This is a genomic window from Micromonospora sicca, from assembly GCF_003172935.1.
Lineage (GTDB): Bacteria > Actinomycetota > Actinomycetes > Mycobacteriales > Micromonosporaceae > Micromonospora > Micromonospora sicca.
This window is the reverse complement of record NZ_QGKS01000342.1, coordinates 1-10880: the sequence shown is the minus strand read 5'-3', so window position 1 is coordinate 10880 and position 10880 is coordinate 1. Positions and strand designations below refer to the sequence as shown.

Sequence of the window (10880 nt, the reverse complement as noted above, 5' to 3'; positions counted from 1 at the left end):
GGCGGAGGGCCTGGGCGATGTAGTCGAAGCCGGTCAGCACCGTGACGATCACGGCGGCGCCCATGATCCACGGGGCGACGACGGACAGGGCGGCGGGCATCGGCCACAGATACCAGGTGATGGCGAGGATCTGGAGCGCTGTCTTGATCTTCCCACCCCGGCTGGCCGCGATCACCCCGTGCCGGATCACCCAGAAGCGCAGCGCCGTGATCCCCAGCTCGCGGGCGAGGATCACCGCGGTCACCCACCAGGGCAGCAGGTCGTACCAGGAGAGCAGCACCAGGGCCGCCCCGGTGAGCGCCTTGTCGGCGATCGGGTCGGCGACCTTGCCGACCGAGGTGACGAGCTTGAACCGGCGGGCGATCCAGCCGTCCACCAGGTCGGTCACCGAGGCGACGACGAAGATCAGGCAGGCGGCCATCCGCCAACCCGCGTGCGTCATGCCCGAGGCGACCACGGTCGCCGCGAAGACCGGGACCAGCACCAGGCGCAGCGCGGTCAGCCCGTTCGCCGCGTTCAGCACCGGCACCCGGGCCACCACCGTGGACTCCGCTCCGGTCATCGCCGCACCCCGCTCCGGCCGCCGTGGCGTCCCTGACACCGCACCACGTGGCTCCCCCGCTCCGTCCGGACCCGGCGTCACCGTGCCGCGCCGGGCGCCGCCGAGATCATCTCATCCGGCACGGCGACCAGGTCGACACCCTCGGTCCCGGTGACCGTGGCCCGGACCAGGTCGCCGGGGCGCAGCGCGGCCAGGTCCACCCCGCCGCCGTGCGGCGCGACCAGGGTGGTCGAGCCGTCGACCTCGGGGGCCTGGTGGGCCGCACGCCCCTCCACCACCCCGTCGGCGACCGAGTCGACCAGCACCTCCACCGTCGAACCGATCCGGTCCTCCGCCCGCTGCGAGCAGAGCTCGTCGGCGAGCGCGCTGAGCTTGTCGTACCGGCGCTTCACGGTGGCGGCGGAGACCTTGCCGGGCAGACCGGCGGCCTCGGTGCCGTCCTCGTCGCTGTAGTCGAACATGCCGATCGCGTCGAGCCGCGCCTCGGTCAGGAATCGGACCAGCTCGTCCACGTCGGCCCGGGTCTCCCCGGGGAAGCCGACGATGAAGTTGCTCCGGGCGCCCGCCTCCGGGGCCAGCGCGCGGGCGGAGGCCAGCAGCTCCAGGAACCGGTCGGTGGAGCCGAAACGGCGCATCCGGCGCAGCACCGGCTCGCTGGAGTGCTGGAACGACAGGTCGAAGTAGGGCGCGACGCCGGGCGTGGTGGCGATCACCTCGACCAGGCCGGGCCGGGTCTCGGCGGGCTGGAGGTAGCTGGCCCGCACCCGGACGATGCCGTCGATCGCGGCGAGCTGCGGGAGCAGCTTCTCCAACGCCCGCGGGTCGCCCAGGTCCTTGCCGTACGACGTCGAGTTCTCGCTGACCAGCACCAGCTCGCGGACGCCGGTCTTGGCCAGCCACTCCGCCTCGGCGAGCAGCTCGTCCGGGGTACGCGAGACGAAGGCGCCGCGGAAGGCGGGGATGGCGCAGAACGCGCAGCGCCGGTCGCAGCCGCTGGCGAGCTTGAGCGAGGCGACCGGGCCGGTGTCGAGCCGGTGCCGCAGCACCTGCCGCAGGTGGGCCGGGGTGTGCTCGTCGGTCTCGGTGACCGCCCGGGTGGGGGTGCCGTGGCCGGGCAGCGAGACCGCCGCGTCGCGCCGATTGACCGGGGTGAGCGGCAGCAGCTCCCGCCGGTCGCGCGGGGTGTGCGCGTCGATCGCCTCGCCGGCCACCACCGCGTTGAGCCGGGCGGAGATGTCCGGGTAGTCGTCGAAGCTCAGCACCGCCTGCGCCTCGGGCAGGCTGTCGGCCAGCTCCCGGCCGTACCGCTCGGCCATGCAGCCGGCCGCCACCACCTTGGCGCCGGTGTCGGCGGCGGCGAGCAGCGTCTGGATCGAGTCCTGCTTCGCCTTCTCCACGAAGCCGCAGGTGTTGACGACCACCACGTCGGCGCCCTCGCCGTCGGTGGTCACCTGCCAGCCGTCGGCGTGCAGCCGGGCGGCCAACTCCTCCGAGTCGACCTCGTTACGGGCGCAGCCCAGGGTCAGCAGGGCGACGCGGCGGCCGGCGGCGGCGGACGACAGCTCCAGGTCGCGGCGCGACGCCAGACGCGCCGAGCCGGAGTTGTCGGAAGGGGAGGTGGCAGACACCATCCGAGGGTACCGGGCCGCGTCAGGGTCTCCACCAACGGCGGGCCGGGGCATCGGCCGGCTCACACCGGTCCGGTCGCGGGGCCGGCCACACCCGTTCACCGCCCGGCCCGTCGTGCGGCCGGGTCGTCCCGGTCGGCGCGGCGGATCGCGGCGGAGCCCGCCCGGTCGGCGGCGGATCGCGGTGGGACCGCCCGGTCAGCGCGCGGCGGCGCCGACCCGGGCCAGCCGGTCGAGCAGGAAGACCTCGGTGCCGGCCAGGCCCGTCGAGCAGAAGACCGAGATCTGGTCCGCGCCGGTCCGGCCGGGAACCGCGCCCGCCAGCACCGCGCCCAGATCACGCAGCCGCTCGGCGTACGGCGGCAGGACGGCCAGCATCGGCGGGTCGTACGCGGCCGCCTGGGCCGGCGAATCGGTGGCCAGGACGCCGGCGGCGGCCAGCAGGTCGGCGCCGAACTCGGCGCGGTGCCGCTGCTTGAAGCCGACCGTGTTGACGTGCGTGCCCGGGGCGAGGTCCCGGGCATCCAGCACCGGCGCCGGGCTGGTGGTGGCGAGCACCACGATGTCCCGCCCGGTCACCGCCGCCGAGGCGGTGGCCGCCGCCCGGGCCGGCACGCCCAGCTCGGCCCGGACCCGGGCGGCGAACGCCTCCCGGTTGCCGGCCGAACGGCTGTGCACGGTCACCTCCCGCAGCGGACGGACCGCGGCGGCCGCCCAGACCTGGGTCCACGCCTGCCGGCCGGAGCCGACCACGCCGACGGTGGCCGCGTCGGGGCGGGCGAGGGCGTCCACGGCCACCCCGCCCAGTCCCCCGGTCCGCCGGGAGCCCAACTCCTCGCCGACCGCGATCGCCCGCACCGCCCCGGTGCGCCCGTCGTGCAGCACGACGAGCTGCCCGCTCTCCGGGTGCCCGAAGGTGTCGTACGACCGGAAGCCGTACCACTCGCCGGTCAGGTGGCCGGCGGTGAGCACCATCCGGCCGCCGCCGAGCGGCGCGCTCGCCCGGGGCGGGGCGACCAGCCGACCCTCGTACGCGGCCAGCAGGGCGTCCCGCATCGCGGCGACGGTGACCGGGGCGTCCAGGGTGGCGGCGACGTCCTCGTCGGAGAAGAGCAGCGTCATGACACCCATACTGCAACTTGAAGTCAGGTTGAGATCCATCGGTGGTGGGGATAGTCACCGCGCCGGCGGCCGCCGCGCCCGGCCGGTGCTAGCGTCGGCTGTGGCGGTCCCCGCCGGCGCACCGACGGCCGGGCCGTCCCCGACGAGTCGTGGGCGTACCCGGTCAGGCCAAGACGCCCCGGACGACGACCGACTCGTCCCGGCCCCGGTGGCCGGGCCGCGCGCAAGAGGTGACCCCATGGCCTGGATCGTGCTGGTGCTCTCCGGATTCCTCGAGACGGCGTGGGCGATCGCCCTGGACCGCAGCGCGGGATTCAGCCGCCCCCTGCCCTCCGCCGTGTTCGCGGTCACCCTGGTGCTGAGCATGGCCGGCCTGGCGTACGCGCTGCGCGAGATCCCGGTCGGCACCGGCTACGCCGTCTGGGTGGGCATCGGCGCGGTGGGCACGGCGCTGGTCGGCATGCTCGCCCTGCACGAACCGGCGGACCTGCCCCGGATCGCCTGCCTGCTGCTGGTCGTGGCCGGCATCGTGGGCCTGAAGGTCTTCCACTGACCGATACCGCCCCGATTCGCGGCGTATCGCACCGGATGCGTATCGCGAGCGCCGAGTGGGTAGTGACCGATCACCCACCGAAGGGCCTACTCACGGAGGACACCATGGCCGACATCCACGCCACCGCCCGCCCGCGCAGCAGCGCCGCGCGGATCTGCACCATCCTGGGTTTCGTCTTCGCCGTCATCGCGGTCTTCTTCCTGCCGCCGCTGTTCGGCCTGGCCGGTCTGATCCTCGGCATCGTCGGCGCGGTCCTCGGCGACAAGCCGCTGGGCTGGTACGCCGCCGGTGCGAGCGTGCTCGGCGCGATCCTCGGCATGGTCATCGGCGCCGCGCTGATGAACTCCTGACCGACCTCCCCACGACGAAGGCCCGCCGGGATGCCGGCGGGCCTTGTCGCGGCGGGTGCACCGGGCGGGCCTACTCCTCGCCGCCGCGCAGGCCGACCAGGACCTCCTCCAGCTCGTCCGGCTTGACCAGCACGTCGCGCGCCTTGGACCCCTCGGACGGGCCGACCACGCCCCGGGTCTCCATCAGGTCCATCAACCGGCCCGCCTTGGCGAAGCCGACCCGCAGCTTGCGCTGGAGCATCGAGGTGGAACCGAACTGCGAGGTGACCACCAGCTCCACCGCCTGCACGAGCAGGTCCAGGTCGTCGCCGATGTCCTCGTCGATCTTCTTCTTGCTCTCCTGCGCGGGGGCGAGCACGTCCGGCCGGAACTCCGGCTCGCGCTGGTCCTTGCAGAACTTGACCACGTCGGCGATTTCGCGCTCGGTGACCCAGGCACCCTGGATCCGCACCGGCTTGGAGGCGCCCATCGGCAGGAACAGCCCGTCGCCGCGGCCGAGCAGCTTCTCCGCGCCGGGCTGGTCGAGGATGACCCGCGAGTCGGCCAGCGAGGAGGTGGCGAACGCCAGCCGGGACGGCACGTTGGCCTTGATCAGGCCGGTGACCACGTCCACCGAGGGCCGCTGGGTGGCCAGCACCAGGTGGATGCCGGCGGCCCGGGCGAGCTGGGTGATCCGGACGACCGAGTCCTCCACGTCGCGGGGGGCGACCATCATCAGGTCGGCCAGCTCGTCCACGATCACCAGCAGGTACGGGTACGGGCGCATCTCCCGTTCGCTGCCCGGCGGGGCCTTGATCTCGCCGTTGCGCACCTTGCGGTTGAAGTCGTCGATGTGCCGGACCCCGTTGGCGGCGAGGTCGTCGTAGCGCATGTCCATCTCGCGGACGACCCAGTCCAGCGAGTCGGCCGCCTTCTTGGCGTTGGTCACGATCGGGGTGACCAGGTGCGGGATGCCTTCGTAGCCGGTCATCTCGACGCGCTTCGGGTCGATCAGCAGCAGCCGCACTTCGTCCGGCGTCGCTCGGGTCAGGACCGACACCAGCAGTGTGTTCAGACAACTGGAGTTGTGCGTGGGGATGCACGCGCGACTGGCCAGGTACAGGTGACTCGGGCTGTCGACCTCGATGCATCGGACGGGTACCGAGGCGATCGGCCGGACGTCCACGATGTAGCGCCGCGAGGTCGTCGCGCGCGTACGAACCACTTGACGGCTCGCTTTGCGCGTTAGCCGAAAGACCTTGTCGGCCGGGGTGAAGTGGATCCGGTAGCAGGTGGAGGTCAACTCGTTCCGGCCCTTCACCCGCTTCGTTGTCAGTGTCGCCTGATAACCGAGCCCAATGATCAACTCCAGAGCATCCTGGGCCAGACGCTCGTTCGTGAGCGCAAGTTCGACGCCGCCTTGCCTGGAAACCGTTCCGTCGGTGTCCAGCAGACCTGCCAGCAGGGCCCGCCGCTGCTGCTTTGACGAACGCAGGTAGGTGGCGGGGATATGCTTCGTACCGATCTCACGGAACAACTGCCGCAGCGTCCGGTAACGGTCACGGGGAGGAGTGTCCGGTTCGAAGCGGCTCGGCCGCTGGAGCCTGGTCCGACCCCGAGCTGCCAGACACACCGCGGAGAGGCCGACCCCGAGCTGCCGCGCCGCCCGAGCGAGGCTCACGCCCCCGGTGGCCAGTTCCACCGCCTCGGCGACTCGCCGTTCCCGTTCCGGCCTGTTCGAGATCGTGTACTGCATCCGGCTGGAAGCGTGCTTCGTCACGACGTACCCATCCAGACGGATGTTGTCCAGCAGCTCCTCCTCGTCGCATGTGAAGCCGGCCGACCCGGTGGTGCCGTCACCCAACCAGCAGCCCAAGGTGTACGGAGCGATCGGTAGATCCTGCTCTGGATAGTCGAGAGCCCCGCACACCGCCACCGCGTGATTGGCCCAGGATCCGCTCCGCCCGGCCACCCGTAGCGACGCTGCTATCTCTGCCGTCGTGACTGGTCGGTCGTCGAAGCTACGCCGCCGACCTGACCGTCCCGGATCCGCGACGATCTCATGCAATGCCTGGTAGACCCGGTGACGGGAATAGGTGGGCACCCGGCGGGTCACTTCGCGACCACCCCGCAGGTAGCTGGTCAGCGCGCTCTCCGCCTCCTTGGGCAACCCACGCACGACCCGGTACAGCACGTTTCGGAACTGCTGGCCGACATCCGTGATGATCTCGTCAGTCGACACCGGGCGATCGAGCTCCGCCAGCACCTTGTCCGCCTGTGTCGCCACCCGCTTCACGTCATCCGCGGACCAGTACGAACCATCCTTCCACCGCTGGGTTCGCTGACTCCGGCCCGCCCTCGTCGTCGTCTGCCACTGGTGCTCAGCGTCGGCGACGATGACCGTGCCGTCGGAGAACTCCACTTCGTAACAGGGGCGGTCATCCATGACTGGGGTGGCGGCGACGATGGTGCAGGCTCGGCCCTGCTCGTCGAAGACCCTCCCACCAACCTGGAGTGCTCCCATGGTGGACCATCCGTCAGGCGTCGGGATCGGCGTGTCCAGGGCCAGTGCCTTGCCCGCGCCGGTCGCGCCGGCGATCAGGATGTGCGGCATCTTGGCGAGGTTGGCCACCACGTAGCCGCCCTCGATGTCCTTGCCGAGCGCCACCACCATCGGGTGGTGGTCGCTGGTCGCGGCCCGCGAGCGCAGCACGTCACCGAGGGCCACGTTCTCCGGGTCGGTGTTCGGGATCTCCACGCCGACCGCGCTCTTGCCCGGGATCGGGCTGAGGATCCGCACGTCCGGCGACTTCACGGCGTACGCGATGTTGCGGGAGAGCTGGGTGATCCGCTCGACCTTGACGCCGTGGCCCAGCTCGACCTCGTACCGGGTGACCGTCGGGCCCCGGGTGAAGCCGGTGACCGCGGCGTCCACGTCGAACTGGTCGAACACGCCGGTCAGCGCGGCGATCACCTCGTCGTTGGCCTTGCTGCGGGTCTTCGGCGCGGCGCCGCCGCTGAGCATGTTGGCCGGCGGCAGGGTGTAGTCGCCGGCCAGCCCGGTGAGCGCGAGCTGCTCGGCCCGGGTGGGCGCGGGCGAGTGCTCCGGCGGCTCGACCGGCTTGCGTGAGGCGGGCACCTTCCCCCGGGGCTTGCGGGGCAGCACCACGGTGTCCTGGAGGTCGACGCCGTCGTGGTCGTCGTCCGGGTCGTCCGGGTCCAGCGGCGGCGGCAGCCGCTTGGCGGGCCGCTTGCGGGCCGGCTTCTCGGCCACCTCGGCCTCGTCGCCGGCCGGGGGCGCGACCAGCGTGCCGGCGAGCAGGCCGAGCCGCTCCGGGATCTTGTTGATCGGGGTCGCGGTGACCACCAGCAGGCCGAAGAGGAGCAGCAGGACCAGCAGCGGCACCGCCACCCAGGCGGTGATCGCCGTCTCCAGCAGGTCACCGACGCCCGCGCCGATCAGGCCGCCCGCGTAGTCCCGCTGCACGGAGTCGACCGGATCCTGTCCGATGTGGAGCATGGCCGCGGTGGCGAGCAGCATGGAGCCCCAGCCGACCAGGCCGCGGCCCCGGTGCTCGGGGTCGGCCGACGTGCGCATCAGCCGCCAGGCGCCGATCATCAGCAACACCGGCACCACGATCGCGATCGCGCCGAGGAAGAGCCGCACGGTGTCGGCCAGCCGGGCGCCGACCGGCCCGGCGCCGCCGAACCAGATGGCCACCGCCGTGAGGATGGCGAAGCCGAAGAGCAGCAGCCCGGCGCCGTCGCGGCGGTGCTCCGGATCCAGGTCGCGCGCCGACGCGGCCTGCCGGCCGGCCGCCCGGACCGCCCAGCCCACCCCGTGCGCCAGCCCCATCCAGAGCGCGCCGACCGCGCGTCCGACGTAGACGGCCGGGCCGGGCCGGGCCGCGGTTCGCCGCCGGGCCGCCGCCCGGGTGGTCTTCTTCGCCGGTTGGCGGGCACGGCTGTTCGTGGTGCCGCGCGGCGACGCGCCGCGCCGCCGGCTCGCCTGAGAGGTACGGCCCGCCATAGAGTCAACCGTAACGGCGTCACCCGGCAGATCGCCGCTTTTCCGGGTCGTGTCCGCGCGTCGCACCGCGGACCGCGCCGTCGGTGTGTTATTCGCCTCAGAAGGGATGCCCGATGGCGTCGCCGGAGATCGAGGACGGTCCGGACGGCCCCCTGGCCGGACACCCGCAGGCACTACGGCCGCTGACGGGCGAACTGATTGCCGCGGTGCTGGCCAACCGGGGTTACAAAATCGGCGCGGACGCCGACGGCGACCTGGTGGGCCGCTGGGAGGAGAGCCTGATCTGGTTCTTCCGCCGAGGCGCCGCGGGCGAGCTGCTCCAGGTCCGCACCGTCGCGGCCCCCCGCTTCGGCATCGAGCGGGTGCCCGCCCTGTACGCCTTCTGCAACTCCTGGAACCACGACCGGCTCTGGCCCAAGGCGTTCGTGCACGTCGCCGACGACGGGCTGGCCCAGGTCTGCGGCGAGGTGATCACCGACCTGGAACGCGGGGTCACCCCGCACCAGCTCGACCAACTGATCGACTGTGGCGTCTCCACCGGCTGCCAGCTCGCCGCCGCCGTCGGCGACCTGCCCGGCGGGTCGGTCCGGTGACCGTCTCCCGTGACCGCGGGCTGGCCGAGGCGCTGGCCGAGGCCCGGGACCTGCCCGACGGGGAGGCCCGCTTCGCCGAGCTGGAGCGGATCGCCGGTCAGGCCGACGCGACCGGCGACCCGGGCACCGGGCTGGCCGCCCGGTTCGCGCTGATCGAGGCGTACCTGCACCACGGGGAGCGTTGGCGGCTGCTCGAACCGGTGCGCCGCTGCCTGGCCGCGGTCGACCGGACGCCCGGGCTGCTGGCCGGCCGCCCCGGCGACGCCGAGACGCTGCGCCGCCACCAGCGGCAGGCGGTGGAGGCGTTCCTCGGCACCCCACGGGTCGGCCTGGACCAGGCCCGGTCCCTGCTGGACGACCTCGCCGACCGGATCGGCCCGGACGCCGAACCGGTCGCCGAGCTGCGCTGCCGGCTCGCCGACCACCTCGGCGACGAGCCGACCGCCCGCCGGGAGCACGACCGGTGGCGGGGGGCCGCACCCGACCCGGCCGGCGGCTGCCCCGGATGCGTCCCGGCGCGGCGGGCCGAACTGCTGGCCGGGTGGGGCGAGCACGCGGCGGCGCTCGACGCGCTGCGACCGGTGCTCGACGGCGAGGTGCGCTGCACCGACCAGCCGGAGCGGGCCCTCACGGTGGCGCTGCTGCCGTGGCTGCGGACCGGGGCGGCCGACCGGGCGGGACGGGCGCACCTGCGGGCGTACCGGCGACACCGGCGGGAGCGGACGGCCTTCCCGCAGCTCGCCGCGCACCTGCGGTTCTGCGCGCTGGGCGGGCACCTGGACCGGGGGCTGGACATCCTCGCCGAGCAGCTGCCGCGGCTGGACCACCCGTACGACGATCTGTCCGCGATGGAGTTCGCCGCCGCCGGCGCGCTGCTCTGCACCCTGGCCACCGAGGCCGGGCGGGGCGGGCGGCGCCTCCACCGCCCCGGCCACGGTCCCCGGCCGGCGGCCGAGGTGGACGTGGCGACGCTCGGCGCGGACCTGCTCGCGGTGGCGACCGAGCTGGCCGGCAGCTTCGACGCCCGCAACGGCACCGGCCACCAGTCCGGGCGGATCGCCTCCTGGCTGGCCGACCGGCCGCTCGCCGACCCGGTGCCGCTGCCGGCCGAGGACTCCCCCGACGAGTGGCCGGCCGACGATCCGGAGCGGGCCGAACCGCCGGCGGAGGAGCCGGTCCCGCTGAGCCTGGCCCTGGTGACCGCCGCCCTCGACCGGCGAGGCGACGGGTACGCGGTGGAGCCGGACGGCACGGTGGTGGGCCGCTGGGGCGAGGCGGTGATCCGGTACCGCCGGCTGGGGCGGCGTGGGGAGATCCTGCACGCCCGGGTGGTGGCCACCCGCCGGCTGCCGGCGGCCCGGCGCGCCGAGGCGTACGCGTTCTGCAACGCCTGGAACCACGACCGGCTGCTGCCCAAGGCGTACGTGCACGAGCTGGACTCCGGTGAGCTGCTGCTGGCCGGGGACGTCAGCACCGACCTGGAGCACGGGGTGGCCCCCGTGCAGCTCGACGTGCTGATCGACGCGACGGTGGGCACCGGCGTCGGGTACGCCGCCGCGGTCGCCGCGCTGCCCTGACCGACCGTCGGACGCGGCGCGGCCCCCGGCCACCGGGCGGTGGTGGACGGGGGCCGCGGTCCGGCTCGCCGGGCGGGCCGCCCGGCGACGGCTCAGCGGGCCGAGAAGGCCAGGGTGTACGCCCCCTCGCCGTCCAGCCCGACGACCCGGTAGCGGTAGACACCGGCCGGGGTCCCGGCGGTCAGCCGGGCCACGCCGTCGGAGGTGTCGGCGCTGGCCACGGTCTCGAACGAGGTCCCGGTGAAGCGCTGTAGCTGCACCGCCGCCAGGGTGTCCTCCGGCGCGTCCAGGCAGGCTTCCTGGCTGCCGGCGGCGGCCCGGAACCAGCGACCCTCCGGCTGGTTCTGCGCCCGGCCGGCCGCGATCTCGCCGGTGCGGCTCACCTGGCCCGTGCACTCGGTCTGCTCCCCGGCCGGCGGCGCGTGGCTCTCCGGCGACCAGGCGCAGGGGGTCACCTCCGGTGGGTCCGGGGACTGCACGCAGGGC

At 73.8% G+C, this 10880-nt stretch carries 8 protein-coding genes, 2 pseudogenes and 1 riboswitch; of the genes and pseudogenes, 4 read left to right on the top strand and 6 right to left on the bottom strand.

Annotated features, from left to right (window positions below; translation table 11 throughout):
- From pgsA to DKT69_RS27860, 3 genes are all read right to left on the bottom strand, one after another.
- A partial coding sequence (gene pgsA, locus DKT69_RS27870; protein WP_109804451.1) for a CDP-diacylglycerol--glycerol-3-phosphate 3-phosphatidyltransferase occupies window positions 1–562 on the bottom strand: 562 nt, incomplete at its 3' end.
- 77 nt (window positions 563–639) lie between these two features.
- Window positions 640–2193 (bottom strand): 30S ribosomal protein S12 methylthiotransferase RimO, encoded by a 1554-nt coding sequence (rimO, locus tag DKT69_RS27865; protein WP_236648397.1) that lies wholly within the window; start codon window positions 2191–2193, stop codon window positions 640–642.
- Window positions 2194–2388: 195 nt separating this feature from the next.
- Complete coding sequence (locus DKT69_RS27860; protein WP_109804450.1) at window positions 2389–3312, bottom strand: ornithine cyclodeaminase family protein; 924 nt, start codon at window positions 3310–3312, stop codon at window positions 2389–2391.
- A 118-nt stretch (window positions 3313–3430) separates the two neighbouring features.
- Window positions 3431–3495, top strand: a riboswitch (guanidine-III (ykkC-III) riboswitch).
- Between the two features lie 55 nt (window positions 3496–3550).
- Between DKT69_RS27860 and DKT69_RS27855 the strand changes: the two genes are divergently transcribed.
- Together DKT69_RS27855 and DKT69_RS27850 are read left to right on the top strand one after the other, a co-directional pair.
- Window positions 3551–3865 carry a DMT family transporter gene (locus DKT69_RS27855; protein WP_109804449.1) on the top strand — a complete coding sequence of 105 codons (315 nt, stop codon included), beginning with the start codon at window positions 3551–3553 and terminating at the stop codon, window positions 3863–3865.
- Between the two features lie 104 nt (window positions 3866–3969).
- Window positions 3970–4215: a hypothetical protein gene (locus DKT69_RS27850; RefSeq protein ID WP_109804448.1), complete on the top strand. Its 246-nt coding sequence runs from the start codon at window positions 3970–3972 to the stop codon at window positions 4213–4215.
- A 70-nt stretch (window positions 4216–4285) separates the two neighbouring features.
- On the opposite strand, the gene DKT69_RS41240 is transcribed toward DKT69_RS27850, so the two are convergent.
- Window positions 4286–6640 carry an FtsK/SpoIIIE domain-containing protein gene (locus DKT69_RS41240; protein WP_438361885.1) on the bottom strand — a complete coding sequence of 785 codons (2355 nt, stop codon included), beginning with the start codon at window positions 6638–6640 and terminating at the stop codon, window positions 4286–4288.
- Window positions 6641–6748: 108 nt separating this feature from the next.
- Window positions 6749–8224, bottom strand: a pseudogene (locus tag DKT69_RS41235) (DNA translocase FtsK 4TM domain-containing protein); the annotation flags it as partial.
- A gap of 113 nt (window positions 8225–8337) precedes the next feature.
- On the opposite strand from DKT69_RS41235, the gene DKT69_RS27835 reads away from it, so the two are divergent.
- Together DKT69_RS27835 and DKT69_RS27830 are read left to right on the top strand one after the other, a co-directional pair.
- Window positions 8338–8817 (top strand): type III secretion system chaperone family protein, encoded by a 480-nt coding sequence (locus tag DKT69_RS27835; protein ID WP_109804447.1) that lies wholly within the window; start codon window positions 8338–8340, stop codon window positions 8815–8817.
- On the top strand, window positions 8814–10394 hold the full coding sequence (locus tag DKT69_RS27830; protein WP_109804446.1) for a type III secretion system chaperone family protein: 1581 nt from the start codon (window positions 8814–8816) through the stop codon (window positions 10392–10394). The genes DKT69_RS27835 and DKT69_RS27830 overlap by 4 nt, the downstream gene beginning before the upstream one ends.
- 92 nt (window positions 10395–10486) lie before the next feature.
- Here DKT69_RS27830 and DKT69_RS27825 read toward each other — a convergent pair.
- Window positions 10487–10880 (bottom strand): annotated as a pseudogene (locus tag DKT69_RS27825) (S1 family peptidase); the annotation flags it as partial.

Coding starts and splice junctions, on each gene's coding strand:
- DKT69_RS41240 (WP_438361885.1), bottom strand. CDS start 6,640: ATGGATGACCGCCCCTGTTACGAAGTGGAGTTCTCCGACGGCACGGTC.
- DKT69_RS27860 (WP_109804450.1), bottom strand. CDS start 3,312: ATGACGCTGCTCTTCTCCGACGAGGACGTCGCCGCCACCCTGGACGCC.
- DKT69_RS27835 (WP_109804447.1), top strand. CDS start 8,338: ATGGCGTCGCCGGAGATCGAGGACGGTCCGGACGGCCCCCTGGCCGGA.
- DKT69_RS27855 (WP_109804449.1), top strand. CDS start 3,551: ATGGCCTGGATCGTGCTGGTGCTCTCCGGATTCCTCGAGACGGCGTGG.
- rimO (WP_236648397.1), bottom strand. CDS start 2,193: ATGGTGTCTGCCACCTCCCCTTCCGACAACTCCGGCTCGGCGCGTCTG.
- DKT69_RS27850 (WP_109804448.1), top strand. CDS start 3,970: ATGGCCGACATCCACGCCACCGCCCGCCCGCGCAGCAGCGCCGCGCGG.